Source organism: Microbacterium sp. NPDC056569 (assembly GCF_042793475.1).
Taxonomy (GTDB): domain Bacteria; phylum Actinomycetota; class Actinomycetes; order Actinomycetales; family Microbacteriaceae; genus Microbacterium.
This window is the reverse complement of sequence record NZ_JBHTUV010000005.1, coordinates 34,589-61,409: the sequence shown is the minus strand read 5'-3', so window position 1 is coordinate 61,409 and position 26,821 is coordinate 34,589. Positions and strand designations below refer to the sequence as shown.

At 70.7% G+C, this 26,821-nt stretch carries 25 protein-coding genes; 5 read left to right on the top strand and 20 right to left on the bottom strand.

Annotation, left to right across the window (positions count from 1 at the left end; genetic code table 11):
* Positions 1-256: 256 nt before the first annotated feature.
* Positions 257-1,354, bottom strand: a complete 1,098-nt coding sequence (gene mnmA, locus ACFQ7C_RS07660) for a tRNA 2-thiouridine(34) synthase MnmA (protein WP_378898917.1) — start codon at positions 1,352-1,354, stop codon at positions 257-259.
* Between the two features lie 9 nt (positions 1,355-1,363).
* Entirely contained in the window at positions 1,364-2,548 is a 1,185-nt protein-coding gene (locus ACFQ7C_RS07655; protein ID WP_378899121.1) for a cysteine desulfurase family protein, read from the bottom strand.
* Between the two features lie 123 nt (positions 2,549-2,671).
* Here ACFQ7C_RS07655 and glgX point away from each other — a divergent pair, with 123 nt between their 5' ends.
* The 3 genes from glgX (at position 2,672) to glgB (ending at position 9,091) form a co-directional block, all read left to right on the top strand.
* On the top strand, positions 2,672-4,756 hold the full coding sequence (gene glgX / locus ACFQ7C_RS07650) for a glycogen debranching protein GlgX (RefSeq protein WP_378898916.1): 2,085 nt from the start codon (positions 2,672-2,674) through the stop codon (positions 4,754-4,756).
* A gap of 193 nt (positions 4,757-4,949) precedes the next feature.
* Positions 4,950-6,917, top strand: a complete 1,968-nt coding sequence (locus ACFQ7C_RS07645; protein ID WP_378899118.1) for a maltotransferase domain-containing protein — start codon at positions 4,950-4,952, stop codon at positions 6,915-6,917.
* Positions 6,914-9,091 carry a 1,4-alpha-glucan branching protein GlgB gene (gene glgB, locus ACFQ7C_RS07640; RefSeq protein ID WP_378898915.1) on the top strand — a complete coding sequence of 726 codons (2,178 nt, stop codon included), beginning with the start codon at positions 6,914-6,916 and terminating at the stop codon, positions 9,089-9,091. Before ACFQ7C_RS07645 ends, glgB begins: the two co-directional genes overlap by 4 nt.
* A gap of 81 nt (positions 9,092-9,172) precedes the next feature.
* On the opposite strand, the gene ACFQ7C_RS07635 is transcribed toward glgB, so the two are convergent.
* Together ACFQ7C_RS07635 and ACFQ7C_RS07630 are read right to left on the bottom strand one after the other, a co-directional pair.
* Positions 9,173-10,111, bottom strand: coding sequence for a tetratricopeptide repeat protein (locus ACFQ7C_RS07635; protein WP_378898914.1), 939 nt, complete (start codon positions 10,109-10,111; stop codon positions 9,173-9,175).
* A complete protein-coding gene (locus ACFQ7C_RS07630; RefSeq protein ID WP_378898913.1) occupies positions 10,111-11,979 on the bottom strand; it encodes a glycosyl transferase in 1,869 nt (622 codons plus the stop codon). Before ACFQ7C_RS07630 ends, ACFQ7C_RS07635 begins: the two co-directional genes overlap by 1 nt.
* A 174-nt stretch (positions 11,980-12,153) precedes the next feature.
* Here ACFQ7C_RS07630 and ACFQ7C_RS07625 point away from each other — a divergent pair, with 174 nt between their 5' ends.
* Complete coding sequence (locus tag ACFQ7C_RS07625) at positions 12,154-13,221, top strand: AI-2E family transporter (protein WP_378898912.1); 1,068 nt, start codon at positions 12,154-12,156, stop codon at positions 13,219-13,221.
* Positions 13,222-13,252: 31 nt separating this feature from the next.
* Here ACFQ7C_RS07625 and ACFQ7C_RS07620 read toward each other — a convergent pair whose 3' ends face one another.
* From ACFQ7C_RS07620 to rpsB, 9 genes are all read right to left on the bottom strand, one after another.
* Positions 13,253-13,981: an alpha/beta hydrolase gene (locus ACFQ7C_RS07620; RefSeq protein ID WP_378898911.1), complete on the bottom strand. Its 729-nt coding sequence runs from the start codon at positions 13,979-13,981 to the stop codon at positions 13,253-13,255.
* A gap of 1 nt (position 13,982) precedes the next feature.
* Complete coding sequence (locus ACFQ7C_RS07615; RefSeq protein ID WP_378898910.1) at positions 13,983-14,267, bottom strand: hypothetical protein; 285 nt, start codon at positions 14,265-14,267, stop codon at positions 13,983-13,985.
* Between the two features lie 3 nt (positions 14,268-14,270).
* Positions 14,271-14,873 carry a lytic transglycosylase domain-containing protein gene (locus ACFQ7C_RS07610; protein ID WP_378898909.1) on the bottom strand — a complete coding sequence of 201 codons (603 nt, stop codon included), beginning with the start codon at positions 14,871-14,873 and terminating at the stop codon, positions 14,271-14,273.
* A 213-nt stretch (positions 14,874-15,086) separates the two neighbouring features.
* Positions 15,087-15,650, bottom strand: a complete 564-nt coding sequence (locus ACFQ7C_RS07605; protein WP_378898908.1) for a DivIVA domain-containing protein — start codon at positions 15,648-15,650, stop codon at positions 15,087-15,089.
* On the bottom strand, positions 15,647-16,690 hold the full coding sequence (locus ACFQ7C_RS07600; RefSeq protein ID WP_378898907.1) for a phosphatidate cytidylyltransferase: 1,044 nt from the start codon (positions 16,688-16,690) through the stop codon (positions 15,647-15,649). Before ACFQ7C_RS07600 ends, ACFQ7C_RS07605 begins: the two co-directional genes overlap by 4 nt.
* A gap of 9 nt (positions 16,691-16,699) precedes the next feature.
* The gene (gene frr / locus ACFQ7C_RS07595; protein ID WP_045297881.1) at positions 16,700-17,254 is read right to left on the bottom strand and encodes a ribosome recycling factor; all 555 of its coding nucleotides are present in this window, start codon (positions 17,252-17,254) and stop codon (positions 16,700-16,702) included.
* Between the two features lie 52 nt (positions 17,255-17,306).
* Positions 17,307-18,026 (bottom strand): UMP kinase, encoded by a 720-nt coding sequence (pyrH, locus tag ACFQ7C_RS07590; RefSeq protein ID WP_378898906.1) that lies wholly within the window; start codon positions 18,024-18,026, stop codon positions 17,307-17,309.
* A gap of 84 nt (positions 18,027-18,110) precedes the next feature.
* Complete coding sequence (gene tsf / locus ACFQ7C_RS07585) at positions 18,111-18,938, bottom strand: translation elongation factor Ts (RefSeq protein ID WP_378898905.1); 828 nt, start codon at positions 18,936-18,938, stop codon at positions 18,111-18,113.
* A gap of 104 nt (positions 18,939-19,042) precedes the next feature.
* On the bottom strand, positions 19,043-19,921 hold the full coding sequence (gene rpsB / locus ACFQ7C_RS07580; RefSeq protein WP_378898904.1) for a 30S ribosomal protein S2: 879 nt from the start codon (positions 19,919-19,921) through the stop codon (positions 19,043-19,045).
* A 334-nt stretch (positions 19,922-20,255) separates the two neighbouring features.
* Between rpsB and ACFQ7C_RS07575 the strand changes: the two genes are divergently transcribed.
* Positions 20,256-20,822 (top strand): murein hydrolase activator EnvC family protein, encoded by a 567-nt coding sequence (locus tag ACFQ7C_RS07575; protein WP_378898903.1) that lies wholly within the window; start codon positions 20,256-20,258, stop codon positions 20,820-20,822.
* A 9-nt stretch (positions 20,823-20,831) separates the two neighbouring features.
* Here the strand turns inward: ACFQ7C_RS07575 and ACFQ7C_RS07570 are convergent, their stop codons facing one another.
* From ACFQ7C_RS07570 to lepB, 7 genes are all read right to left on the bottom strand, one after another.
* Complete coding sequence (locus tag ACFQ7C_RS07570; protein ID WP_378898902.1) at positions 20,832-21,737, bottom strand: tyrosine-type recombinase/integrase; 906 nt, start codon at positions 21,735-21,737, stop codon at positions 20,832-20,834.
* 69 nt (positions 21,738-21,806) lie between these two features.
* On the bottom strand, positions 21,807-22,991 hold the full coding sequence (gene dprA / locus ACFQ7C_RS07565; protein ID WP_378898901.1) for a DNA-processing protein DprA: 1,185 nt from the start codon (positions 22,989-22,991) through the stop codon (positions 21,807-21,809).
* Complete coding sequence (locus ACFQ7C_RS07560) at positions 22,988-24,511, bottom strand: YifB family Mg chelatase-like AAA ATPase (RefSeq protein ID WP_378898900.1); 1,524 nt, start codon at positions 24,509-24,511, stop codon at positions 22,988-22,990. The genes dprA and ACFQ7C_RS07560 overlap by 4 nt, the downstream gene beginning before the upstream one ends.
* On the bottom strand, positions 24,508-24,876 hold the full coding sequence (locus tag ACFQ7C_RS07555; protein WP_378898899.1) for a YraN family protein: 369 nt from the start codon (positions 24,874-24,876) through the stop codon (positions 24,508-24,510). The genes ACFQ7C_RS07560 and ACFQ7C_RS07555 overlap by 4 nt, the downstream gene beginning before the upstream one ends.
* 112 nt (positions 24,877-24,988) lie before the next feature.
* Positions 24,989-25,312, bottom strand: coding sequence for a DUF2469 family protein (locus ACFQ7C_RS07550; RefSeq protein WP_045297888.1), 324 nt, complete (start codon positions 25,310-25,312; stop codon positions 24,989-24,991).
* 61 nt (positions 25,313-25,373) lie between these two features.
* Positions 25,374-26,033, bottom strand: a complete 660-nt coding sequence (locus ACFQ7C_RS07545; protein WP_378898898.1) for a ribonuclease HII — start codon at positions 26,031-26,033, stop codon at positions 25,374-25,376.
* The gene (lepB, locus tag ACFQ7C_RS07540; RefSeq protein ID WP_378898897.1) at positions 26,030-26,806 is read right to left on the bottom strand and encodes a signal peptidase I; all 777 of its coding nucleotides are present in this window, start codon (positions 26,804-26,806) and stop codon (positions 26,030-26,032) included. Before lepB ends, ACFQ7C_RS07545 begins: the two co-directional genes overlap by 4 nt.
* Positions 26,807-26,821 lie beyond the last annotated feature (15 nt).

The following is a 26,821-nucleotide window of genomic DNA, read 5'->3' as shown; positions in this document are numbered from 1 at the left end:
GTACGTCGCGTCGTCGACGAGCTCGGCGTTGCGGCCGTAGTACGCGTCACGGGCATCGAGGATGCGGTCCGTCAGCTCCTGCGATTCGGCTCTCGAGGCCTCGAGGCCTGCGTCGGCGGGAAGGGCGGCCGCTTCGAGCGGCGCGGAGGCTGGCGTACCGAAGTCATCCGTCACCGCACCAGTCTAGGAGCGGGGTCCGACACCGCCAGGGCGCCGGAGGACCGCACGCGCGAGGGGCGCAGCATCCGTCCGCCGGCTACGCGTCGATCGGGACCGCCGAGGTCGTGCGGTCGATCGTGAACTGCCCGATCACCCGCGTGCCGTCGTAGAGCACCGCCGTCTGCCCCGGCGCGACGCCGTCGAACGGCGTCGCGGGCACGACGGTCAGCACGCCGTCGGCGAGCGTCGCCGTGGCCGGAACCGGGTCGGCGTGCGCCCGGATCTGCACGTGGCACGCGAACTCGCCGGCGGGCTGCGGCCGCCCGGCCCACGAGTACCGTTCTCCCGCGATCTCGGCGGTGGCGAGGGCGTCCTTGGGACCGACGACGACGGTGTTGGACACGGGCCGCACCTCGAGCACGAACCGGGGCTTGCCGTCCGGCGCCGGAACTCCCAGCTGCAGGCCGCGGCGCTGGCCCACCGTGAACGCGTGCGCTCCCTCGTGCGCGCCGACGACGGCACCGGTGCGGTCGACGATGTCGCCCCGCTCGGCGCCGACCTTCTCGGCGAGCCAGCCGCGCGTGTCGCCGTCGGGGATGAAGCAGATGTCGTGGCTGTCGGGCTTGTGCGCGACGGTCAGGCCGCGCTCCTCCGCCTCGGCGCGCACGAGCGCCTTCGACGGCGTCGCTCCGAGGGGGAAGTACGTGTGCGCGAGCTGCTCGGCGTTCAGGACTCCGAGCACGTACGACTGGTCCTTCGCGGCGTCCGACGCCCGATGCAGCTCGAGACCCTGCGGACCGTCGACCAGCGTGGCGTAGTGCCCGGTGCACACCGCGTCGAAGCCGAGCTCGAGCGCGCGCTCGAGGAGGGCGGCGAACTTGATCTTCTCGTTGCACCGCATGCACGGGTTCGGGGTGCGCCCGGCGCGGTACTCCGCCACGAAGTCGTCGATGACGTCGTCGCGGAAGCGCTCGGAGAAGTCCCACACGTAGAACGGGATGCCGAGGCGGTCGGCGGCCCTGCGCGCGTCCATCGCATCCTCGATGGTGCAGCAGCCGCGGCTGCCGGTGCGCAGCGTCCCGCCCGCTCGCGAGAGCGCCAGGTGGACACCGACGACGTCGTGGCCCGCCTCGACGGCCCGGGCGGCCGCGACGGCGGAGTCCACTCCGCCGCTCATGGCCGCAAGGATCCGCATGGGTCCAGTCTACGAACCCCTGGCTGACCGGGACCCGGACGCCGCCCGCGCGCGCTCGACGGCGTCGGGCAGCACCGCGAGCACGGCGTCGACGTCGGCGTCCGAGGTGGTGCGGCCGAGCGTGAAGCGCAGCACCTGGCGCGCCTCGGCATCCGTCCGCCCCATCGCGAGCACGACGTGCGACGGCTCGGGCACGCCCGCCTGGCACGCCGACCCGGTGGAGACCTCGATGCCGGCCATGTCGAGGAGGAAGAGCAGCGTCTCCCCCGAGGCGCCCGGGAACAGCAGGTGCGCGTTGCCGGGAACGCGGTCGACGGGGTCACCGAGCAGCTCGGCATCGGGGATGGAGTTCCGGATGCTGCGCACCAGCCGCTCCCGCAGCGCCCCGAGCCGATCCGCCTCGGACGCGCGCTCCGACTCCGCGAGTTCCGCTGCGACCGCGAAGGCGGCCGCGCCGGGAACGTCCTGCGTGCCGGCGCGCAGCCGCCGCTGCTGACCGCCGCCGTGCAGGAGCGCGGTGAGCTCGGCACCGCGCGCCACGACCAGGGCGCCCACGCCCGTCGGCCCGCCGATCTTGTGCGCCGACACGCTCATCGCGGCAAGACCGGCCCGACCGCGCGCCCCGCCGCGCCACTCGCGGAACGACACGGGGACGTGCCCGAACGCCGCCACCGCATCCAGGTGCAGCGGCACGTCGTCGGCGGCCGCGGCCGCCGACAGAGCCGCGGCGTCGTTCACCGTCCCGGCCTCGTTGTTGGCCACGAGCGCGGTGGCCAGGGCGGCTCCGGGGAGGGCCGCGGCGAAGTCGTCGACACGGATGCGCGCACTGTCGTCGATGCCCACATGCCGCACGGTCGCGCCCTGGGGCTCGAGCCACTCGACGGCGTCGAGCGTGGCGTGGTGCTCCCCGTCCGGCAGCACGAGGGCACCCGCCTCGGCCCGGCGCCCCCACCACAGCCCTTTGACCGCGAGATTGACGGCTTCCGTACCGCCGGAGGTGAACACGACCTCGATCGGGTCCGCGCCGACCACCGCCGCCAGCCGCTCGCGCGCCTCCTCGAGCACGCGCCGCGCGTGCTGCCCCGCCCCGTGGATGGACGAGGCGTTGCCGACCGTCTCCGCCGCCCCGATCCAGGCGTCGCGCGCCTCCGGTCGCAGCGGCGCGGTCGCGGCGTGATCGAGATAGATCCGCACCTCGCTCATGACCGGTCGGCCTCCTTCGCGATCGCAACATCGCTCTGCTGCATCCGAGTTCCTCGTCCGGTGGGACCCGGTGCCGTAACACCGCCGACTCGGACCATGGTTATGGTAGTCCGCATGATCAGCCCGGAGTCCGTCATCTCGCCCCCCGCCGCGGGTCTGCTCCACCCTGAGTTCGACGGGCTGGGCGTCGTCCTCCTCCCGGACGGCGCACGTCTGCGCGTGTGGTCGGAGGCCGCGGATGCGATCGACCTCGTCGTCTTCGACGACACGGACCTCGACTGGATCACCGCGACCGAACGACTCGTCCCTGTCGGCGGAGGCGTCTGGGAGATCACGACGCCGCTGCTGCGCCCCGGCACCCGCTACGCGATCCGCGTCGACGGGCCGCACGGCCCCGGAAACACGTTCAACCGCGGCACGCTCCTGCTCGAGCCGTACTCGCGCGGTCTCGTGCGCACGGGTTACGACGGCTGGCGGTCCGAGGTCGTCGAGGGCTCCTTCGACTGGGGGGGCGTCACGAAGCCCGCCATCCCCATGGACCGCACGGTGCTGTACGAGGGCCATCTGAAGGGCCTGTCGAAGCGGCATCCCGACGTCCCCGGCGCGCTGCGCGGCACGTATGCCGGCCTCGCGCACCCTGCGATGGTGCAGCACTTCCTCGATCTCGGCATCACGAGCGTCGAGCTCCTCCCGGTGCACGCGTTCACCACGGAACCGCGACTCCTCCAGCACGGGCTCACCAACTACTGGGGCTACAACTCGCTGAACTTCTTCAGCCCCCACGCGGCGTATGCCACCGAGGAGGCCCGGCGCCAGGGTCCCGAGGCGGTCCTCCGCGAGTTCAAGGGCATGGTGAAGCTGCTGCACGAAGCAGGACTCGAGGTGATCCTCGACGTCGTCTACAACCACACCGCCGAAGAGGGCATCGGGGGTCCCCGCTCGAGTCTCCGCGGCATCGACAACCGCGCCTACTACCGCCAGCAGGCGGACGGCGCGTACATCGACGTCACCGGCTGCGGCAATGCGCTGGACACGTCGACGGATGCTGCCGCCCGCCTGGTGCTGGACTCCCTGCGCTACTGGGCGAACGACGTGCAGATCGACGGCTTCCGGCTCGATCTCGCCGCGACGCTCGGCCGCGACGAGACCCACGTGTTCACCCCGGAGCACCCGCTGCTGCGTGCCATCCTCGACGACCCCGCGCTGGAGGGCGTGAAGATGATCGCCGAGCCGTGGGACGTCGGCATGGGCGGATGGCAGACCGGCAACTTCGGCGAAGGCTGGAGCGAGTGGAACGACCGCTACCGCGACCGGGTGCGCAACTTCTGGCTGAGCGACGTCGACTACGCACGCCGCGCCTCGACCTCGCCCGTCGGCATCGGCGGCTTCGCCAACCGCCTCGCGGGGTCCGCGAACACCTTCGCCGATGTGCGCGGCCCGCTCGCGAGCATCAACTTCGTCACCGCCCACGACGGCTTCACGCTGCGCGACCTCGTCTCGTACGACGTCAAGCACAACCTCGGCAACGGCGAGCAGAACCGCGACGGGGCCGACACCAATCGCTCCTTCAACCATGGTGCCGAGGGCCCGACCGACGACGGGGGCATCCTCGCGACGCGGCGCAAGGCGATGCGCAACCTGCTCGGCACCCTGCTGCTCTCGGCGGGGGTTCCGATGCTGACCGCCGGCGACGAGTTCGCGCGCACGCAGCGCGGGAACAACAACGCGTACTGCCACGACTCGGTCCTGACGTGGCTGTCGTGGGAGCACGCGCCGTGGCAGAAGGATCTCTACGCCCACGTGCGCCACCTGCTGCGGCTGCGCAGCGAGAACCCCGCGCTGCGGCCCAGCCGGTTCGCGCGACTCGGCGAACGCACACCGTCGGCATCCGTCATGGAGTGGTACGACGAGCACGGCGAGACGATGTCGATCGAGCGCTGGACCGATCCGTCCCACCGCACCCTGCAGTACGTCGCCGCGTCGACGCCCGAGTTCGAGGGATTCAACCGCGTCCTGCTCATGGTGCACGGCACCGAGCGTCCGATCGAGGTCACCCTTCCCGACATCGAGGGTGCGGGCCGTTACGTCTCGCTGTGGTCGAGCGCCGACGAGACGCCGTCCGACGTCGAGGAGACGTTCGACCCCGGAGCCACCGTCTCGCTCACCGGCACGTCGATGCGCCTCTTCCGTGTCGAGTAGCCCCGAGCCGGCCTCGAATCGGACGCGCCACGTCACGTCGCTGTCATCCCGGTCGGGCGCGCGATAGGTTCGACACGTGGTCACGACGACGCGCTCATCGCGCTCCCGCCCGTGGCGGAGCGCCTCGGCCCTCCCTGTCCGCAAGACCCGTGCCTGGCAGGCGGAACGCGACACCGCAGCGCGGCGCGTTCCTCTGGCCCAGCCCTCACCCGCTGTTCCGTGGGGTGATTACAGGCCCAAGGCGTTCGCCGGCGAGGTCGTGCCGTTCCGCGTCACGTCCTTCCGCGAGGGCCACGACAGGATCGGCGTGCAGGTGCGGCTGTTCTCGCCGTCCGGCGACGAGTCGCTGCACCGACTCGCCCCCCTCGAGGACGGCTTCGACCGCTGGCAGACCGAGGTCGCGCTGCTCGAGCAGGGCGTCTGGCGGTTCCGCTTCGAGTCGTTCGGCGACGACTTCGCGACGTGGGAGCACGCAGCCTCCCTCAAGATCGCGGCGGGAGTGGATGCCGCGCTCATGCGCGAGATGGGCGCGCGGCTGTTCGAGCGGGCCGGCGCGGAGAGGGGCCGCCCCGTCGCGGAGCGCACGGCTCTCGCCACGGCCGCGGCGGCGCTTCGCGACCCGGAGGTCGATGACGCCGGCGCTCTCGCGATCGTCGAGGATCCCGAGATCGCACGCTGCTTCCACCGTCGGCCGCTCATGTCGCTCGTCACGATCGGCGACGACCTCGAACTGCTCGTCGAGCGGGAGCGGGCCGGAGTCGGCGCCTGGTACGAGTTCTTCCCGCGGTCGGAAGGCGCCCGCCGGCTGAAGGACGGCACGGTCAAGAGCGGCACGTTCCGCACGGCGGCCAAGCGCCTGCCCGCGGTCGCGGAGATGGGCTTCGACGTGCTCTACCTGCCGCCGATCCACCCGATCGGCACCCTGAACCGCAAGGGGCCCAACAACACCCTCGACGCCGGACCGGGCGACCCCGGCTCGCCGTGGGCGATCGGCTCGGCCGCAGGTGGCCACGACACCGTCCATCCCGATCTCGGCTCGCTCGCCGACTTCCGCTCCTTCGTCCGGAACGCGCGCACGGCCGGCCTCGAGATCGCCCTCGACCTCGCGCTGCAGGCGGCCCCCGACCATCCGTGGGTCACCGAGCACCCGGAATGGTTCACGACTCTCCCGGACGGGACGATCGCGTACGCGGAGAACCCACCCAAGAAGTACCAGGACATCTACCCGGTCAACTTCGACAACGACCCGGCCGGCATCCGCGCCGAGGTGCTGCGGATCGTTCGCCACTGGATCGCGCAGGGCGTGCGCATCTTCCGCGTCGATAACCCGCACACCAAGCCGCTGCAGTTCTGGGAGTGGCTCATCGCCACGGTCACGGCCGAAGAGCCCGACGTCGTGTTCCTCGCCGAGGCGTTCACGCGACCCGCTCCCCTCCAGAGCCTCGCTTCGGCGGGCTTCCAGCAGAGCTACACGTACTTCACGTGGCGCAACACCAAGGTCGAGCTCGAGGAGTTCCTCTCGGGTCTGGCGCACGACACGGCTCATTTCCTGCGGCCGAACCTCTTCGTCAACACCCCCGACATCCTCACCGAGTACCTGCAGTACGGCGGCCGGGCCGCATATCGCATCCGCGCCGCCATCGCCGCGACCGCAGCGCCCACCTACGGCGTGTACGCGGGCTACGAGTTGTACGAGAACGTCGCGCGGCCGGGGTCCGAAGAGAACATCGACAACGAGAAGTACGAGTACAAGGTCCGCGACTGGGCCGGAGCGGTCGAACGCGGCGACTCGCTCGCACCCTTCCTCTCGCGACTCAACGAGATCCGCCGCGCGCACCCGGCGCTGCTCCAGCTGCGAAATCTCAGCATCCACTGGAGCGACGACGACGCCATCCTGGTGTACGTCAAGCACCTCGACGCCGCGCTGTCGCCCGACGGCCGCAGCGACACGATCATCGTGGTGGTCAACACCGATCCGCATTCGGTGCGGCAGACGATGGTCCACCTCGACACCCGCGTATGGGGAGTCGAGCCGGGCACGCCGTACGAGGTCGAGGACCTCGTCACCGGCGCCCGGTGGACGTGGTCGGATCACAACTACGTGATGCTCGACGCGTTCACCGAGCCGGTCCACATCCTCCACGTCAAGGAGCCGCGATGATGCCCGCCGACCAGATCCTCGATGCCGTCGCGACGGGCTCGCACCACGATCCCCACTCCGTGCTCGGCATCCATCCCGACACGGATGCCGAGGGCACCGCGACCTGGATCATCCGAGCGCGCCGTCCGCTCGCCCGCAGCGTCACCGCCGTGTTCGCCGACGGCATGCGCGTGCCTCTCGAGCACGTGCGCGCGGGGATCTGGGAGGGCACGCGCGCCGGGACGATCACGCCCTACGAGCTGGCCACCACCTACCCACAGGGACCCGCCTTCACGGCGGACGACCCCTACCGCCACTCCCCGACGATCGGCGAACTCGACCTGCACCTGATCGGCGAGGGTCGTCACGAGGAGCTGTGGCGCGTGCTGGGCGCCCACGAGCGCGAGCACGAAGGCTCGATGGGCACCGCCTTCACCGTGTGGGCGCCGAACGCGCGCGCGGTGCGCGTGGTCGGCGACTTCAACGGCTGGGACGGTCAGGGCCACGCCATGCGCTCCATGGGTGCCAGCGGCGTATGGGAGCTCTTCATCCCCGGCCTCGGTCAGGGGACGACCTACAAGTTCGAGCTCCGCGCGCGCAGCGGCGAATGGGTGCTCAAGGCAGACCCGATGGCCCGGTTCGCCGAGGTGCCTCCGGCGACAGCATCCGTCGTCGTCCGCTCGTCGTACTCGTGGGGGGACACCGCGTGGCTCGCAGAGCGTGCCAAGTCGACACCCCTGTCCCGGCCGATGTCGATCTACGAGCTGCACCTCGGCTCGTGGCGCCAGGGACTGTCGTACCGCGACGCCGCCGACCAGATCATCGAGTACGTCACCGGGCAGGGGTTCACGCACGTCGAGTTCCTCCCCCTCGCCGAGCACCCGTTCGGCGGCTCGTGGGGCTACCAGGTCACCGGGTACTACGCGCCGACGAGCCGCTTCGGCCACCCCGACGACCTGCGTCACCTCATCGACCGGCTGCACCAGGCGGGCATCGGGGTGATCATGGACTGGGTTCCCGGCCATTTCCCGAAGGACTCGTTCGCGCTGGCCCGCTTCGACGGCGAGCCGCTCTACGAGCACCCCGACCCGCGGCGCGGTGAGCACCGCGACTGGGGGACCTACATCTTCGACTACGGCCGCAACGAAGTGCGCAACTTCCTCGTCGCCAACGCGCTGTACTGGTTCGAGGAGTTCCACGTCGACGGACTGCGCGTGGACGCGGTCGCATCGATGCTCTACCTCGATTACTCCCGCGAGGACGGCGAGTGGGCGCCGAACGTGCACGGCGGCCGCGAGAACCTCGAGGCGATCCGCTTCCTTCAGGAGGTCAACGCCACCGCCTACAAGCGCTACCCGGGCATCGCGATGATCGCCGAGGAGTCCACCAGCTTCCCCGGGGTCACCGCGCCCACGAACCAGGCAGGCCTCGGCTTCGGGTTCAAGTGGAACATGGGCTGGATGAACGACTCCCTCCAGTACATCAAGCGCGACCCGATCTACCGGTCGCACCACGAAGGCGAGCTGTCGTTCTCGTTCGTCTACGCGTTCAGCGAGAACTACGTGCTGCCGATCAGCCACGACGAGGTCGTCCACGGCAAGGGCAGCCTCTTCTCTCGCATGCCCGGCGACCACTGGCAGAAGCTCGCGAACATGCGCGCCTTCCTCGCCTACATGTGGGGCCATCCCGGCAAGCAGCTGCTCTTCATGGGACAGGAGTTCGGACAGCTCTCGGAGTGGTCGGAAGGACGCTCGCTCGACTGGTGGCTGCTCGATCAGCCCACCCACGCGCAGCTCCAGCAGTTCGTCGCGGCGCTCAACCGGATCTATCGTGAGCAGTCGGCCCTCTGGGCGCGTGACAGCGACGGCGCCGCGTTCACCCGGCTGGGAGCGCCGAGATGGAACCCGAACGTCGTCGCGTTCGCGCGTCGGGACTGGCACGGCAACTCGATCGTCGTCGCGGCGAACTTCAGCGGCAACCCGATCTCGGCGTACGAGCTCGACCTGCCGGAGACCGGAGTGTGGGACGAGATCCTCAACACCGACGCACAGGTGTACGGCGGGTCGGGCGTCGGCAACCTCGGCGTCGTCCACGCGGGGGCCGGCGGACGCGCTTCCCTCGTGCTGCCGCCGTTGGGCGTGCTGTGGCTGCGTCACCGCACCGACGCACACATCCCCTCGCCGACGCAGGGCTGAGCCTGCTCGAAGCCGAACGGCGGCCCCGGATCGCCGGGGCCGCCGTTCAGCTCGACAGGCGCGGTCGGAGTCGCGGGTCGCTCAGAACAGGAGCGAAGCCAAGCGGCCACGCGCTGCGATCACGCGCGGGTCGGCGTCGCCGACGAGGGCGAAGAGCTCGAGCAGTCGCTCGCGCACCGGGGTGCGCTCCTCGGGGGGAAGCTGTGCGAACAGGTCGAGCAGACGGCCGTAGGCGTCCTCGACGTGCCCGCCGGAGAGATCGAGATCCGCCACGGTGAGCTGCGCTGCCACATCCAGAGGGGCGGATGCTGCGGCCGCCCGCGCCGCCTGCAGATCGACGCCCTGCACGCGGTCGAGCAGACGGACCTGCCCGAGACCGGCGCGCGCCTCGGCGTCGCGCGGGTTCTCGGCCAGCGCGTTCTCGTAGGCGGTGATCGCGCGGGCGTAGTCGCCCTCCTCGATCGCTGCGAACGCCTCGGCGTGGAGAGGAGGCAGGGGCGGCTCGGCGGGGGCTTCCTCGGGGACGTCGCCGTCGACAGCGGCGGAACCGCTCACGCCGTTCTGGGCGGCGAGCTGCAGGAGCTGGGCGAACACCTCGCGCACCTGCTGCTCGGGGACCGCGCCGGTGAACATCGGCACCGGCTGACCCGCGACGAGCGCCACGACCATCGGGATGGACTGCGCGCGGAACGCCTGCGACAGCTGAGGGTTCGCGTCGACGTCGACCTTCGCGAGCACGACGCGCCCGCCGAGTTCGAGCACGACCTTCTCGAGGATGGGGCTGAGCTGCTTGCACGGCCCGCACCACTCCGCCCACAGGTCCACGACGACGGGAACGGTGCGCGACAGCTCGAGCACCTGCGGGAACGTCTCGTCGGTGACGTCCAGCACGAGCGCCGGGACGGCGACACCGGCGCCGGCCGGCGCCTCCTCACCCGGAGCGGCGGGCGCCGGGCGGTTGCGGAGTGAGGACAGGTCGACGGCGCCGCGCAGCGAGGCGCCCAGAGTGGGATCGGTCACTACAGAATCTTCGCATCGAGGATGTCGGACGAGTAACCGAGAAGACGGATCTTCTCGTTGGAGCCCGGACCCGGCACGTAGAAGAACACCTGGTCGCTGAACGTCGTCTCGAATCCGGTCTGCGACTGGTCCACGCCGGCCAGCGTCTTGACCGTCCGGTTGTTCTCCACCTTGATCACGGCGTCGGCGTTCGTCGGCGTGGCGGTGTCGATCTCGTTGATGTTCACCGCGACGATCGCACCGCTCTCGACGGTCTGCAGCGCGAAGGGCGCCTGTGCGCCGGCGGCGGAGCTGAACTGGAGGTTTCCCGTCGACGCCGTGGTGTTGGCCGTCGTGTTGAACTCGGCGAGTCGGCGCTCCCGGTCCGCCGCGATGCTCACGCGCAGCTGGTCGCCGTCGGCCTCGAAGAGGTCGTAGTAGGTGCTCGCCTCGCCGTTGGTGATGACGTCGGCGTAGGCGGCGGCCACCTCGTTCGGAGGCAGTACGAGGAACGGCGAGTCGGGCTCGACCTGCGGCGCGCCGATGTAGGCGGGCGCGAGATCCGGCAGGGACGTCGACGCCTCCAGGCTGCCCACGTAGGACAGCTTGTAGTCCGACCACTGGTCCTGCTGCGTCAGGACCATGATGCTCGAGGTCTTGGACTCGTCGTCGTCCGCGACGGCGATGAATGAGCGGGGCCAGTCATCGTATGCCTGCGGGAGGATGATCTCGAGCGGCTTGGCGAGGATCGGTGCGGGCGCCGCGTAGTCGCCGAGCGCCGAGCGCAGCTTGTAGTTCGTGTCGCGCGCCGCGAGCGCCGCACCCTCGAGGCGCGTGTCGGCGAGGTCGCCGTCCATCGCCGCGTCGGCGTCCGCGACCGTGGCGGCGATGCGCGTGAGGATGCGCTCGGCCTGGGCCTTGGTCACCGCGGGGGCCTGCTGACCGTCGGGAGCGATCACGGTCGCGGTCGGAGACGGCGTCGGCGATGAGCCGAGCTGCGGCCAGGCGTCGGCGGAGCACCCCGAGAACAGCAGAGCCGAGACGGCGACCACCGGCAGCACCGCGAACGCGCGGCGTCCGCCGCTCGAGACGGCACGCCGAGTGGGCGCCTGGGCGCTGCTGATCACGCCCTTGTCGTCGTGGTCGATCGAGATGTCGATGGGCTCGGTCACGGGGAGCGGCAGTCCCTTGCGGCGCGGACCGCGCTTGCGGCGTGCGTGCCGGATGCCGAGGATGTAGAGGAACACGCCCACGGCCATGAGGATTCCCCCCGCGACGATCAGCGGACCCGCCCACGGCGTAGAGGTCTGGAGCGGCCACGTCACCGTCACCTTGCTCGGCGCGGGAGCGACACCGTCCGTCGCGACCAGCACGCTCATGCCCTCGGGCAGCTGGAGCGGGGCGATCAGGAGGTCGGTCTGCTGGTACTCGTCGAGCCACAGGTCGGATCCGATCGGGCTTCGCCCGGCGGCAGCATCCTCCGCCGTCGCATCCTCCGCCGTGGCATCATCCGCTGGTGCGTCTTCGGCGGGTTCCGAGGCGGAGGGGTCCGCGGTCGCGTCGACCTCGGGTTCGACCACCGACGTCTCGAGTCCGCCCGCGTCGCTCAGGGTGACGTGGGTGTAGGTGGCGTCGGAGAGCCAGGCCTCCAGGTCGGCCGTGCGGCCGTACGAGGCGAAGATGTCGCCTTCCGCCTGGGCGCGCAGCGTCTGCGTGCCCGGCAGCTGGTTGAGCACGGCGCCGTCGATGAGGAGATACGGAGTCTGCTCCTCGACCGAGATCGCCGTGGTCTCGGTCCTGGGTCCTTGGAAGATCGTCCGCTGGGCGATGCCCGCACCGATCATCACGGTGGCGAGCACGAACGCCGCCACGGCCCACACGAAACGCACGAAGAACACCTTTCCCAGGGCGCGGCCAGAGCGCGACCCTTCGATTCGACAGTTCAGACTAGCGAACACGACCTGTGAGGCGCGTGGGAGGCGGCATTCCCGGGGCTGGGCGTCGCTGATGCGTATCCTGGGCGGACACGCATCGACGCGACGTCGATCTGAGGGGGAAACTCGATGAAGCTGCACAACCCGTTCCGCACGGCGCTCCTCGCGACGCTGGGTGTCGGCCTCGGACTGCTGCTCATCGGAAGCATCCAGAACCTGCAGACGATCCTCCTCTACGTCGGCACGGCCCTCTTCCTGTCACTGGGGCTGGATCCGATCGTGGCGTGGCTCGAGCGTCGCAAGCTGCCGCGTTGGGCGGCCGTGCTCATCACGATCCTCGGCGTGCTCGCCGCCTTCGCGGGAATCATCCTCATGGTGGTGCCGATCATCGTCCAGCAGATCGGTCAGCTGGTGTCCACGATCCAGGAGCTCGCCGAAGAGGGCACGTTCGACGACCCCGTCGGCGCGATCCAGGACTGGCTGCATGCTGTCTTCCCCGCGCTCAATGTCGACGAGGTCTGGGGCTACATCGAGGACTGGTACGCCTCGCTCGACGTCGGCGCGATCGGCTCCGAGGTCGGCGGCAGCATCATCACGATCATCGGCGCGCTCATCGCCGGATTCGCGGGCGCGTTCATCGTGCTGATCCTGACGATCTACTTCACCGCGTCGACGCCGAACCTGAAGCGCGCGGTGTACCAGCTGGTCCCGGCGTCCAAGCGAGCCCGCTTCATGGACCTCGGCGAGCAGATCACCGACTCCGTCGGCTACTACGTCATCGGCCAGTTCACGCTCGGCCTGATCAACGGCGTGCTGAGCGCGATCTTCCTCAGCATCATCAACGCGCCGTTCCCGGCCGTGCTCGCGGTGATCGCGTTCTTCTTCTCGCTGATCCCGCTCGTGGGCACGCTCACGGGGTCGGTCATCATCGTCCTCACCTGCCTCGTCGTCGGCTCCCCCACGATCGCGCTGATCGCCGCGATCTACTACCTCATCTACATGCAGATCGAGGCGTACGTGATCTCCCCGCGCATCATGGGACGCGCCGTGTCGGTGCCCGGCGCGGTGGTCGTGATCGCGGCCCTCGCCGGCGGCTCCCTGCTCGGACTGCTCGGGGCGCTCGTCGCTATCCCGGTGGCCGCCAGCGTCCTGATCATCTACCGCCAGGTCGTGATCCCCCGCCAGAACGAGCGGTGAAGCGGCGCAGCCGGCGGATCGCCGACCGCATTCACGCGTCTGCAGTGACGGGTCCGTCCCATTCGATCGGGAGCGGCAGCGCATCGGGGTTCACGGCCGCCACGATCTCGGTCAGCACGCGACGCGTCTGGTTCTCCCCCACCCACAGGTGCTTGCCACCCTCGACCGGGATCAGGACGGCGTCGGGGACGCTCGCGAAACGCTGAGCCGCAGCATCCGGTCGAAGGTAGTCGTCGAACTCGGGCACGAGAACGATCAGGCGGCGCTCGTCGCCCGCCCACGCCGCGACCTCTTCATCGGTCGCGCGATGCAGCGGGGGCGACAGCAGCACGGCACCCTCGACCGAGTGGTCGCGGCCGTACTTGAGCGCGAGCTCTGTGCCGAACGACCAGCCGACGAACCACGGCCGCGGCAGGCCGCGCTCACGCACGAAGTCCATCGCGGCCGCCACGTCGAAAGCCTCGGCGCGGCCGCCGTCGAACGCGCCGTCGCTCGTCCCCCGCGGCGACGTGGTGCCGCGCGTGTTGAACCGCAGCACCGCGAGATCGGCGAGTGCGGGCAGGCGTCCTGCTGCCTTGCGGAGGATGTGAGAGTCCATGAACCCGCCTGCAGTCGGCAGCGGATGCAGCGTCACGAGGGTCGCGACCGGCTCGCGGGTCTCGGGCAGCGCGAGCTCGCCGACGAGGGTCAGCCCGTCGAGCGTCTCGAGCTCGACGTCCTCGCGACGCGCGGGCAGGAGCATCGGTCCTCGGATCTCCATGTCAGGCCACCTTCCAGCAGTGCGGATGCCAGTGCCGCCGTGCGGCGAGGTCTGCGGCGTCGCCCAGCACTCCGTCCGCCCGCCACGCCACCAGGTGCGCGACGCCGACGTCGATCTGGCGTCCGCAGCCGGGACACGTGTACGGCTTCTGCGCCTGGGTCGCTGAGACGGGCTGCACCGTCCACTCGACACCGCGGCGCACCTCGGTGCGTTTCCACCCCGCGAGCAGGCGCTCGAACGACTCGTCGCCGCTCGAGTCAGGACGGCGGCGGTTCGACCGGGGCACGGGTCAGTACCAGCCCGTGCGCTGCGAGTGGTCCCAGGCGCCGCACGGCGTGCCGTAGCGACCGCCGATGTAGCCGAGGCCCCACGTGATCTGGGTCGCGGGGTTCGTCTCCCAGTCCGCTCCCGCGGTGGCCATCTTGCTGCCCGGGAGGGCCTGCGGGATGCCGTACGCGCCGCTGCCCGCGTTGTAGGCGTTGACGCGCCAGCCGGACTCCTTCTTCCAGAGTGCGACGAGGCACGCGAACTGGTCGTCGCCCCAGCCCCGCGCCAGCACCATGTCGTAGGCGATGGCCTGCGCGGAGCCCGGATCGGGGGTGACGAAGGGAGGGCGCCATCCGCCCGATGACGACGAAGTGGACGTCGCCTGGGGGGTGGGCGTGGGCTTCGGCTTCACGTAGACCGTGTAGTTGCCCCGGTCGAGTGCCGCCGGCTCCGGGTCGGCTGCGGCCTCGTCGCCCGCGCGAGACTGCACGTCATCGAGCGAGCTGGCGTAGAGCGAGACCTGGGCCTCATCGTCGGAGCTGGCCTGGGCGAGCGCGAACCCTGTCGGGCCGATGTAGGCGACCACGAAGCCGAGCACAGCGAACGCGGCGAACACACCGACCACGCCCCGTCGCCGTGACCAGCGAGCCGCAGGTCTGGAGCTCGGTGCGGGCGGCGCCGGTGTGGTGGCATCGGTCCGGGCGATGGGCCCCGCGGAGCGGGCCGACACCTCGTGACGTCGGGCGCGTCTGGTCGGGTACAGCTCGTTTCCAGAAGTCACAGTGCCCCGATTCTCGCATACCGGCACGAGGGGGTGCCATCTGCGGTCCCGCGCGTCTCACTTGACGGCGAGCATCACCTCGACGACGGCATCCAGGACGGCGTCGACCTGGGTCTCGCGGTAGCCTCCGCGCTGCATGCGGAACGCGACCGCGCGCACCTGTTCGACCGTGACGGAATCGCCGGTCTCGAGGAACCGCGCGAGCTTGTCGGTGACGAGGTCGACCTCCGCGATGCGGTAGCCGTAGCGCAGCGGAGACACGCGATCGAAGCGCCGCTTGGCGGGCCGCGACAGGCGATCGAGCACCTCCTGGGCGAGATCACGGGTCTGACCGACCCACGCCTTCGCACCGGTCGCGGCGACCGCCGAGGAGCGCTCGCGCGCGGCGAACGCGTCTTCGATCCGGCCCAGCGCGGCGTCGACGGATGCGATGGCGTAGCCGTGCCGCACCAGCGGGAACGCGACCTGCCGCACGTCGGCCGACGTGAGCGCGTCGGTTCCGCGCTCGAACGACGCGCGGGCGCGAGCGAGGAACTCGTCGACGGGCTGCTTGTCGTAGCCCTTGTCGCGTCCGCGGGCTTCGGGGAAGGACGTGCGTGCTGTCGCCTCGGATGCCGTCATGATGCCACCAGCGGAGTGAAGAGATAGTAGAGGGTCAGCGCCGCCACGACCGACAGCAGGATCGAGTCGAGCCGATCCAGCACGCCGCCGTGACCGGGCAGCCAGGAGCTCATGTCCTTGATGCCGAGGTCGCGCTTGATCATCGATTCTCCCAGGTCGCCGGCCGTGGCCGTCGCGAGGATCAGGATGCCGAACACGGCGCCCATCCACCACTGGAGGCCGAGCATGAACAGCCCGACGAGGACACCGGCGATGATCGCGGCGGCAGCAGCGCCGGCGAAGCCCTCCCACGTCTTCTTGGGGCTGATCCGCGGCGCCATCGGGTGCTTGCCCAACGTGATGCCCGCGGCATACGCACCCGTGTCGACGGCGACCGCGACGATGATGAACGCGAGCACCCACCATTCGCCGCCGTCCTTCGACAGCAGCACGAGGCACAGGCTGGTGAGGAAGGCGACGTAGAGCTGCAGGAAGGTCGCGATGAGGACGTCGCCGAGCACGAGGCTGTACGTGCGGCCGTCGTGAGACGCCATCTGACCCACCAGGCGCCACACCACGACGAAGGCGAGCGCGACGAACAGCAGCACCCAGTGCAGCCAGGAGTCGACGAAGAACGCCGACAGTACGACCACCGCTCCGGCGATCAGCTGCGGGACCAGGTCGACGCGACGACCGCTCGCGGTCAGCGCCCGCGAGAACTCGAAGATCGCGAGCAGCGCAGCGGCCAGCGCGAACGGCACGAACGCCCACTTCACGAACAGCAGCGACCCGAGCAGCACGAGGCCGATCGCGAGTCCGATGAGGATCGCGACGATGAGATCGCGGCCGGTGCGCTCCTTGATGCGCTCGTTCGCCTCTTCGAAGTCCGCCCGCGCCTGTGCGACCTGGCTCTCCAGCTCGCTGCGCGCCGCACGCAGGTGCGACTGCAGCGCCGGGCCGGTGTCGTGGGCCTCGGCGGCGCGCCGCGCCTCGCCCGCCTCGCGCCGCGTCTGCGGTGAGGGGGGGTCGTCGCTCCGCGGCGGGTCGGATGCGTCGGTCATGGCCAGACCTCAGACCTCGAGGAGCTCGGCCTCTTTGCGCTTGAGCGCCTCGTCGATCGCATCGACGTGCGCGCGCGTGAGCGCGTCGAGCTCCTTCTCGCCCCGTGCGAGCTCGTCCTCGCCGACCTCGCCCTTCAGCGCGTCGATGTCGTCCTTCGCCTTGCGACGGATGCCGCGGACGTGGACCTTGGCGTCCTCACCCTTCGTGCGGGTGAGCTTCACGTATTCCTTGCGGCGCTCCTCGGTGAGCTCGGGCATCGTGACACGCACGAGGTTGCCGTCGTTCGTCGGGTTGACGCCGAGATTCGGGATGTCGCGGATCGCCTGCTCGATCGCCTTCAGGGCCGACTTGTCGTACGGCGTGATGAGGAGCGTGCGCGCCTCGGGGTTGTTGATCGACGCGAGCTGCGCGAGCGGCGTCGGGCTGCCGTAGTAGTCGACCAGGACCTTCTGGAACAGCTGCGGGTTCGCGCGTCCGGTGCGCACCGTCGCGAAGTCCTCCTTCGCTGCCTCGACGGCGCGGTCCATGCGCACTCCGGCATCGGCCAAGACGTCCGCGATCACAGTGTCTCCTTCGCGTAGATGGGGCTGGTCAAGTCTATCGACGCGGGGCGCGTCACGCCGTGACCAGCGTGCCGATGGTTTCGCCGAGGAGAGCCTTCGTCACGTTGCCTGCGGGCTCCATGCCGAACACGCGCATGTCCATGCGGTTGTCCATGCACAGGCTGAACGCCGTCGAGTCGACGACCTTGAGGCCGCGCTGCAGTGCGTCCAGGTAGGTGATGCGGTCGATGAGGGTGGCCGAGGCGTCCTTCTTCGGATCCGCGGTGTACACGCCGTCCACGCCGTTCTTCGCGACGAGCACCTCCTGCGCGTCGATTTCGAGAGCGCGCTGCGCGGCGACGGTGTCGGTCGAGAAATACGGCAGGCCGGCCCCGGCGCCGAAGATGACGACGCGCCCCTTCTCCATGTGGCGCTCCGCGCGGCGAGGGATGTACGGCTCGGCCACCTGGGTCATCGAGATCGCCGACTGCACGCGCGTCGCGGCGCCGGCCTGCTCGAGGAAGTCCTGCAGGGCGAGGGCGTTCATCACGGTGCCCAGCATCCCCATGTAGTCTGCCCGGCCGCGGTCCATGCCGCGCTGGCTGAGCTCGGCGCCGCGGAAGAAGTTCCCCCCGCCGACGACGACCGCGATCTCGACGCGGTCGACCGCTGCGGCGATCTCCTGGGCGATCTGGCTGACGACGTCGGGGTTCACGCCCAGCCGGCCCCCGCCGAACGCCTCGCCGGACAGCTTCAGAAGGACGCGGCGGCGCCCGGTGTTCTCGTTGATCACTGTGGTCCTCTCGTCTACGACAAACTACCGAAGGGCATGAGAAAAGGCCCGCATCGGATTGCCGATGCGGGCCTTCTCAGAAGGTCAGGCGCCGACCTTGTAGCGGGCGAAGCCCGTCAGGGTCAGACCGGCGTCCTTCGCGACCTGCGCGACCGACTGCTTGTTGTCCTTCGCGTAGTCCTGGTCGAGCAGCGAGACCTGCTTGAAGAACGCGTTGACGCGGCCCTCGACGATCTTCGGGAGGGCGGCCTCCGGCTTGCCCTCGTTGCGGGAGATCTCGGTGACGATCTCGCGCTCCTTCTCGACCTCGGCCTCAGGGACCTCGTCGCGCGAGAGGTACGACGGGTTCGCGAACGAGATGTGCTGCGCGAGGCTGCGCGCCGTCTCGGCGTCGTCGCCCGAGTAGGCGAGCACGACCCCGACCTGCGGCGGCAGGTCCTTGCTGGTCTTGTGGAGGTAGATCTCGAACTTCTCGCCCGAGAGGGTGTTGACGCGACGCAGCTCGACCTTCTCGCCGATGATCGCGGCCTCGTCCGAGATGAGCTCGGCGACTGTCTGGCCGCCGGCGGACGCGGCCAGCGCGGCCTCGGCCGAGTCGGCGTGCGCGGCGGCCGCGGCGTCGAGGACCTTCTCCGCGAGGGCGATGAAGCGGTCGTTCTTCGCGACGAAGTCGGTCTCCGTGTTGAGCTCGATGATCGTGACCTGACCGTCGACCTCCTTCGCGGCGACGAGGCCCTCGCTCGTGGAGCGGTCGGCGCGCTTGGCGTTGCCCTTCGCGCCCTTCAGGCGCAGGATCTCGACGGCCTTCTCGAGGTCGCCGTCGGCCTCCTCGAGCGCCTTCTTGGTGTCGACCATGCCGGTGCCGAGCTGCTCGCGCAGCGTCTTGATGTCGGCGATCGTGAAGTTTGCCATGGGTGGCGGCTCCTTGACTTGTGTGACTTCTTGTGGATGCCTCGGCGGGACCGTCCGGACCGTTCGATCGGGGCGATCCCGCCGGGGCGGAGTGCGTGTGAGCCTTACTCGGCGGGGGTCGCCTCGGCCTCGTCGGTGACCTCAGCGGCCTCCGCACCGGCCTCGTCGGCGGCCGACTCGGTCGCGATGGTCTCGACCTCGGCCACCTCGGTCTCGACCGGCGCGCCCTGCTCGAGCAGCTCGCGCTCCCAGTCGGCCAGGGGCTCCGCGTCAGCGGTCTCGTCGGTCGGCTGGTGGCGCTGGATCAGGCCCTCAGCGGCGGCGTCGGCGATGATGCGGGTGAGCAGGCCCACCGAGCGGATCGCGTCGTCGTTGCCGGGGATCGGGTACTGGAACTCGTCCGGGTCGGCGTTGGTGTCGAGGATGCCGATCACCGGGATGCCGAGCTTCGACGCCTCGTCGATCGCGAGGTGCTCGCGCTTGGCGTCGACGACCCAGATGGCCGAGGGGGTCTTCTGGAGGTTGCGGATGCCGCCGAGCGACTTGTGCAGCTTGTCGAGCTCGCGCTTCTTGAGGAGGAGCTCCTTCTTGGTGAAGCCGCTCGCGGCCGGGTCCTCGAAGTCGAGCTCCTCGAGCTCCTTCATGCGCGCGAGACGCTTCGACACGGTCGAGAAGTTGGTGAGCAGACCGCCGAGCCAGCGCTGGTTGACGTAGGGCTGGCCCACGCGGGTCGCCTGCTCGGCGATGACTTCCTGCGCCTGCTTCTTGGTGCCGACGAAGAGGACCGTGCCGCCGTGCGCGACGGTCTCCTTGACGAACTCGTACGCCTTGTCGATGTACGTCAGCGACTGCTGCAGGTCGATGATGTGGATGCCGCTGCGCTCCGTGAGGATGAAGCGCTTGACCTTCGGGTTCCACCGGCGGGTCTGGTGTCCGAAGTGGACGCCGCTGTCGAGCAGCTGGCGAATGGTGACGACGGCCATGGCCGTTCTCCTGTTCCGGCGCATGTGCGCCTGTTGCGGTTGTTCTCGCGCCGGCGTGGGCCGGCGGGCCTGGCGCCCGGCTCATTCCCACCCCGCGCTCGCTCGGAGGCGATCGCAGGGACCGTTGGGGATGGATGCCGCGCCGCACCCTTCGTCAGACTCGGGGCTTGCGGCGCTATGGGCACGCGGAGTCACCCCGACATGCGGAGTGCGCACCCAGTGTATCAGGAGGCGGCCCGCCCGATCCTCCTCCCCCGCCCGCCGCGCGTGCCGCTTGTCCACCGTTGCGCAATCCCGTGATCGGCGAGTTCCCGACGAGCGGCAGGCTGTCGCCATGCCGACGTCCGCGCCCTCCCTGCGTCGCCGATCGCCGGACCGCATCTCGGCGCTCGTCATCGCCGTATGCCTCCTCGCCGACCCGTCCCCCGCCGGCGCGCTCGCCTCCGACGCCGGTGACCCCGCTCCACCCGCCGGAAGCGGAGCGGTGTCCCTCGTGCGCGACTGGCGGTGGCCGGTGCATCCCTTCCGGCTGGTGCGCCCCTTCGTCGCGCCGGCGCACGAGTACGGGCCCGGACACCGCGGCGTCGATCTCATGCCGATGGGTGACGGCGTCGTGCAGGCGCCGGCGGCGGGCGTGGTCGCGTTCTCCGGTCAGGTCGCAGGACGCGGCGTGATCACCGTCGACCACGGCGACGGCCTGGTGTCGACACTCGAGCCGGTCGACGCCGTAGTCGCCGCAGGGACGCCTGTCGATGCAGCCGCCACCCTGGGCACGGTGGCGGCGGGCGGGCATTCCGCGCCCGGCGCCGTGCATTTCGGCGTCCGGCTGGACGGCGCCTACATCAATCCGCTCGTGCTGCTGGGAGGAGTTCCACGCGCTGTGCTGCTCCCCTGCTGCTGATCCCGGTGCTCACGCCCGCGGGTGTGCAAGCCGATACGAAGCGGTCAGTCGCTCGCTCGAGACGTGGGTGTAGATCTGCGTCGTCCCCAGGCTCGCATGGCCGAGCATCTCCTGAACCGCGCGGAGATCGGCTCCGCCGTCGAGCAGGTGCGTCGCCGCCGAGTGGCGCAGGGCGTGGGGACCCACCTGGGCGCCGAGCTCGGGGCCCAGCTCCCGCGATACGAGATCGTAGACGGCACGCGGCCCGAGGCGCCCGCCCCGGGCGCCGAGGAAGAGCGCCGGCAACGGCGCGTCGACCGATCCGCGCGCGAGCAGTGCCGGACGGCCGCGCACGAGGTACGCGTCGAGCGCCTTCAGCGCGGGGAGCCCGAAAGGCACGACCCGCTCCTTCGACCCCTTGCCCAGCACGCGAGCCGTGCGGCGGTCACGGTCGATGTCGTCGACGTCCAGGCCGCAGAGCTCCGAGACGCGCACGGCCGCGCCGTAAAGGAGTTCGAGCACGGCGTGATCCCGCAGTGCGACCGGGTCGCCCTCCCCGGCAGCCGATGCCAGCCGGTCCAGCACGGCGCTGAGCGTGTCGACGGAGGCGACCTTGGGCAGCGTCTTGCCGCGCTTCGGGGCGACCAGGCGAAGACTCGGGTCCGTTGCGATCACCCCGGACTCGGTCGCCCAGGCGAAGAACCCCCGGACGGCCGCCGTGCGCCGCGCGATCGTGGCACGGCTGTCGCCGCGCTGCACCGCCTGCCACAGCCACGCGCGGAGGTTCTCGAGATCGACGGTGGCGAGTTCGACGTCGCTGCAGGACGCGGCCAGGCCTTCGAGATCGGATCGGTACGCCCGCACCGTGGCCGCCGACAGACGGCGCACTTCCGCGAGGTGGCGCAGATACGCCGCGGTGCCCTCGTGGATGTCCATGTCTCCAGCATGGGCCCCGCCTTGCGTCCGGCTCCGGTGCGACCCACCTCCGCCGCACCCCGGCATCGATCATCCGCCGATCCGAGGCAGCCGCCAGCCATCGACGCTGGACTGGACGGCATCATCCAGCCGCAGCAGGCCGAGGATGCTCTCGACGGCGTCGGCCGCCATCCCCGAGCGCCGCGCGATCTCGCCCGTGTCCCGCCAGACGCGGGTGCTCATCGCGTCCTTCACACGGGTCGCATCCCCGGTGTACGTCCCACGCCCGGCGGTCGCGGCATCCGTGCCCCCTATCCCGAGCAGTTCCCTGACGTCGTCGGCGCTCGTGATGCACTGCGCGCCGTACTCGCGGATCAGGCGGTGCGTGCCCGCCGATGTCGCCGACGTGATCTGACCGGGTACGGCCCCGAGCGGGCGCGACAGCGCGGCCGCGTGACCGGCCGTGTTGAGCGAGCCGCTGCGCCAGCCGGCTTCCACGACCACGGTGGCGGTGGAGAGTGCAGCGATCAGCCGATTGCGCTGGAGGAAGCGCCACTTCGTGGGCGCAGAACCGCAAGCGACTTCGCTGACCACGACACCATGCCGCGCGACGTCGTCGATCAGCTGGGTGTGACCGGCGGGATACGCCCGGTCGGCGCCGCCTGCGAGCAGCGCGACGGTGAGACCCCCCGCCCGCAGTGCGGCGCGGTGCGCCGCGCCGTCGATGCCGTAGGCGCCGCCGGAGACGACGGCGATGCCGCTGCCCGCGAGCTCGGCCGCGAGCTCCCTCGTCACGTGATCGCCGTAGTGGGACGCGGCCCTGGCGCCGACGATGGCGACGGATGCCTCGAGCCGGCGAAGCGCCGACACGTCGCCACGCACCCACAGGCACAGCGGCGCATGTGCCCCGAGGTCGTCCAGCTGCACGGGCCACTCGGCATCGGCGCGCGTCACGAGCGTCACGCCGCGCGCCGCGGCCGCGGCCAGAGAGTCCGCGACCGCCTGGGCCGAAAGTCGAGGCAGCCACCGCTTGCGGCCATCGGCCGCCTCGCGCGCCGACAGCTCGGGGAGTTCGTCGCCCGCGAGCACCGCTTCGAGGCTCGCCACCGGCCCACGGGCGCCGATGATGCGCCCGGCGGCCGAGTCCCCGGGCTCGATGAGGTGGCACCAGATCGCCGTCGCGTACCGTTCGCGCGCCGCATGCGGATCGTGCACGTCGCCGGTGGGGGCCAGTGCCCGCCGCGCGGCATCGGCGCTGAGATCGAGCGCGATCACAGCGCGATCCCCTTCTTGAGGTAGAGCGCGCGTCCGACGTGCTCCGCACCGAGCTGGCCGCGGCCCTCGATGTCGGCCAGCGACCAGGCGACGCGCAGGACCCGGTCGTAGCCGCGCAGCGTGAGCGCTCCACGGTGGAGTGCGGCGTCGAGCGGGCGACGCACAACCGCGGACGGCGCGGCGGGTCCCTCGCGCAGCCAGGTGCCCGGCACGTCGGCGTTCACCGTCCACGGGGTGTCGGCGAGGCGGTGGTGTGCGCGAGCTCGTGCTTCCGCGACGCGACCCCGGGCGGTCGCGGTGGAGATCGCCGGCCCGGCGCCGCGCTGCGCCACCGCGACCCGGGTGAGGGTCAGCTCGATGTCCATGCGGTCGAGGAGCGGCCCGGACAGCCGGCCGAGGTAGCGGCGGATCGCGGCCGGCGGGCACGTGCAGGTGCCGCCGCGGATGCCGTAGTCGCCGCACGGACACGGGTTGGTGGCGAGCACGAGCTGGAAGCGCGCGGGATACTCGGCGTGCGCGCCTGCGCGGTCGATCGTGATGGAGCCGGACTCCAGCGGCTGCCGCAGCGCGTCGAGCGCGCTCGCAGCGAATTCGCCGGCTTCGTCGAGGAACAGCACGCCCTCGCTCGCGCGCGCGATCGCCCCGGGTCGCACCACGCGCGTCCCGCCGCCCACCAGGGCGGCCACGCTCGCGCTGTGGTGCGGCGCCACGAACGGCGGCGTGCGCGACAGCTCGACGACGCGGGATCCCGAGAGGCTCCGGATGGAGGCGGCCGTCAACGCGGCCCGATCGTCGAGCTGGGGAAGGATCCCCGGCAGTCGCCGCGCCAGCATCGTCTTGCCCGCTCCCGGCGGCCCGCACATGAGGAGGTGATGCCCGCCGGCGGCGGCGACCACGAGCGCCTCGACGGCGTCGCGCTGACCGATCACCTCGGCCAGATCGAGAGTCGGCTCGGTCGTGTCCTCGTCGTCCGGCAGAGCGACGGGTTCGACGTCGGCGACCTCGACAACGCCGCCGTGCCAGGCGATCACCTGCGCGAGGCTGACGGCGGCGAGCACTTCCAGCCCGTCGACGAGCGCGGCCTCCGGGCCGTTGGCGTGAGGCACGACCACACGTCGATGCCCTGCCCGACGCGCGGCGACAACCGCTGGAAGCACCCCGGGGACGGGCCGCAGGCGGCCGTCGAGCCCGAGCTCTCCGATGTGGACTGCCGACGCGACCGATGACGGGTCCATGGACGACTCTGTCGCGAGCGACGCGACGGCGATCGCGACGTCGAAGCCGGATCCCTGCTTGGGCAGGCTCGCGGGCGACAGGTTCACCGTGAGACGTCGTCGTGTGAGCGGCGTGCCGCTGTTCGCGCAGGCGTTGTGCACGCGCTGGACCGCCTCCCCGAGCGCCTTGTCGGGCAGTCCGATGATGCGGAACTCCGGCGTCTGGTTCGACAGGTCCGCCTCGACCTCGACGCACTCGCCCTCGGCCCCGACCAGGGCGACGGCCCACGTGCGCGCGACGCTCACGGCACCTCCACATCGACGAGGTGCTCGAGCCGTGCCGTCTCGGGGGCGGGACCGGTCAGGCCGATCGCGTCGATGCGCAGCCGACGGCCCTGCATGAGATCGCGATGCTCGCCCGCCCAGGCGACGGCGAGCCGCCAGAGGCGCACGCGCTTGCGGGCGTCGATCGCCTCGAGCGGATGCCCGAACTCCTCACCGCGGCGCGTCTTGACCTCGACCACGACGACCGTCGCTCGATCGGCGACCACCAGATCGAGCTCACCCTCGCGGCTCCGCCAGTTGCGGGCGAGGACCGTGAACCCCTGCGTCTCGAAATAGCGGGCGGCGCGGTCTTCGCCCGCGCGCCCGAGGACGTCTTTATCTGCCATTCCGGCATCGTCGCGCGGTGGAGCGTCCGCGCGGGCGCGGGGCCGCGGCATCCGTTCAGAACTCGTCGAGAGTCCCGATACCGCCGAGGTGGGGAGGAGGCGTCAGGCCCGCTCAGGTGTCGAGCGAGAGCTCCTCGGGGAGATGGAAATCGCGCCGCGAGAGCTCCTCGACGTTGACGTCCTTGAACGTCAGCACGCGCACCGCCTTCACGAAGCGGTCGGCGCGGTAGATGTCCCACACCCAGACATCCGACATCGAGATCTCGAAGTAGAAATCGTGCTCGGTGTCACGACGCACGACGTTGACCTCGTTCGCGAGGTAGAAGCGCCGCTCCGTCTCGATCACGTACTGGAACTGCGAGACGACATCGCGGTACTCGCGGTACAGAGCGAGCTCGAGCTCGCGGTCGTAGTCTTCGAAGACCTCGTCATCCATGGTGATCCCATCCTATGGGCGCGAGCGGGTGCGGCGACCCGCGTGCGCGTGCGGGGCACGCTCAGAAGAGCGTCGGCGCCTCGGCGATCGACCACGACGCCCGGTGATGCCGGCTGATGCCGTGCGTGCGGATCGCCTCACGATGGTCGGGGCTCGCGTAGCCCTTGTTGCGGGCCCAGTTGTACGCGGGCAGCTCGTCGTGCAGCTCGGTCATCACGCGGTCGCGCGCGACCTTGGCGATGACGGATGCCGCAGCCGCGGACGCGCAGTCGCGGTCGGCCTTGATCACCGGGCGGACCGTGAGGCCCCACTCCCCCGCGGGACGGATGTAGTCGTAGTTGCCGTCGAGGATCACGATGGCCTCCTCGGGCACGACGCCGTGCGCGCGGAGATCCGCGATGGCCCGGATCGAGGCGAGCCCCAGCGCCCGCATGATGCCGATCTCGTCGATCTCCTCGGAGCTGGCCCACCCGACGGCGCTCGCGGCCACCCAGGTCGCCGCGCGCGCGGCGACGTCCGCCCGCTTCATCTCGGGCACCAGCTTCGAGTCGCGCAGTCCCTGTGGGACGCGCTTGCGTGATCGTGGCGCATCCACCACTGCCGCGCCGACGGCGACCGGGCCTGCCAGTGCACCGCGCCCCACCTCGTCGCACGCGATGACGAGCGCGTGCTCGCGCAGAAGCCGGCGCTCGAGCGTGAGGCGGGGCTCGGCGACGGTCACTGCGTACCGCCCTCCGAAGCAGGCTCGGGAACACCCGCGAAGACCTCGTGGTGGAAGTCGAGGAAGCCGAACCTGTCGAACGGCCAGGTGACGAGGAATGCGCGACCCACCAGATTGTCGATCGGCACGAAGCCCTTGCCGGGCTGGTCCGTGTTGTATCGCGAGTCCTTCGACCGGTATCGGTTGTCGCCGAGCACCCAGAGGCTGCCCTCGGGGACCGTGACGTCGAACGGGTCGCCGGACGCGGCGGTCTCGCCCCCGGGGAGCTTGAGATACGCGCCCTCGTCGATCGGAACGTCGTTGATCGTGATCTGGCCGATCGTGTTGCAGCACACCACGTGATCGCCGGGGAGCCCGATGATCCGCTTGACGAGATGGTCGTCGCTGTCGGGCGCCGCGAGGCCCACGAGCGACAGCACCCACTCGACACCCTCGACGACCGGCGGGCGGGCGGGCGCGGTGCTCGGAGGCAGCCAGCCGCCGGGATCCTGGAACACCACGATGTCGCCGCGATCGTAGCCCCCGAATCGGGGAGTGATCTCGTCGACGAGGATGCGGTCCTTGACGTGGAGGGTGTCCTCCATCGACCCGGACGGGATGTAGAACGACCTGACGAGGAACGTCTTGACCACGAGGGAGACCAGCACCGCGATCAGGATGATCACGACCACGTCGCGCAGGAACACCAGCCAGCCGCGGCGGCGAGGCTGAATGGTCGCGGCGGCCTCGGGCCTGGGCGCCGGCTCGGCCGGGGCCGACTTCTCGGTCGTCATGGAGTTCCTTCGCGG

Excerpts from the sequence above, each read along its gene's own strand:
- mnmA (WP_378898917.1), bottom strand. The coding sequence starts at position 1,354 with ATGCGGATCCTTGCGGCCATGAGCGGCGGAGTGGACTCCGCCGTCGCG.
- glgX (WP_378898916.1), top strand. The coding sequence starts at position 2,672 with ATGATCAGCCCGGAGTCCGTCATCTCGCCCCCCGCCGCGGGTCTGCTC.
- glgB (WP_378898915.1), top strand. The coding sequence starts at position 6,914 with ATGATGCCCGCCGACCAGATCCTCGATGCCGTCGCGACGGGCTCGCAC.
- ACFQ7C_RS07625 (WP_378898912.1), top strand. The coding sequence starts at position 12,154 with ATGAAGCTGCACAACCCGTTCCGCACGGCGCTCCTCGCGACGCTGGGT.
- ACFQ7C_RS07620 (WP_378898911.1), bottom strand. The coding sequence starts at position 13,981 with ATGGAGATCCGAGGACCGATGCTCCTGCCCGCGCGTCGCGAGGACGTC.
- ACFQ7C_RS07605 (WP_378898908.1), bottom strand. The coding sequence starts at position 15,650 with ATGACGGCATCCGAGGCGACAGCACGCACGTCCTTCCCCGAAGCCCGC.
- ACFQ7C_RS07600 (WP_378898907.1), bottom strand. The coding sequence starts at position 16,690 with ATGACCGACGCATCCGACCCGCCGCGGAGCGACGACCCCCCCTCACCG.
- tsf (WP_378898905.1), bottom strand. The coding sequence starts at position 18,938 with ATGGCAAACTTCACGATCGCCGACATCAAGACGCTGCGCGAGCAGCTC.
- rpsB (WP_378898904.1), bottom strand. The coding sequence starts at position 19,921 with ATGGCCGTCGTCACCATTCGCCAGCTGCTCGACAGCGGCGTCCACTTC.
- ACFQ7C_RS07575 (WP_378898903.1), top strand. The coding sequence starts at position 20,256 with ATGCCGACGTCCGCGCCCTCCCTGCGTCGCCGATCGCCGGACCGCATC.
- ACFQ7C_RS07570 (WP_378898902.1), bottom strand. The coding sequence starts at position 21,737 with ATGGACATCCACGAGGGCACCGCGGCGTATCTGCGCCACCTCGCGGAA.
- ACFQ7C_RS07555 (WP_378898899.1), bottom strand. The coding sequence starts at position 24,876 with ATGGCAGATAAAGACGTCCTCGGGCGCGCGGGCGAAGACCGCGCCGCC.
- ACFQ7C_RS07550 (WP_045297888.1), bottom strand. The coding sequence starts at position 25,312 with ATGGATGACGAGGTCTTCGAAGACTACGACCGCGAGCTCGAGCTCGCT.
- lepB (WP_378898897.1), bottom strand. The coding sequence starts at position 26,806 with ATGACGACCGAGAAGTCGGCCCCGGCCGAGCCGGCGCCCAGGCCCGAG.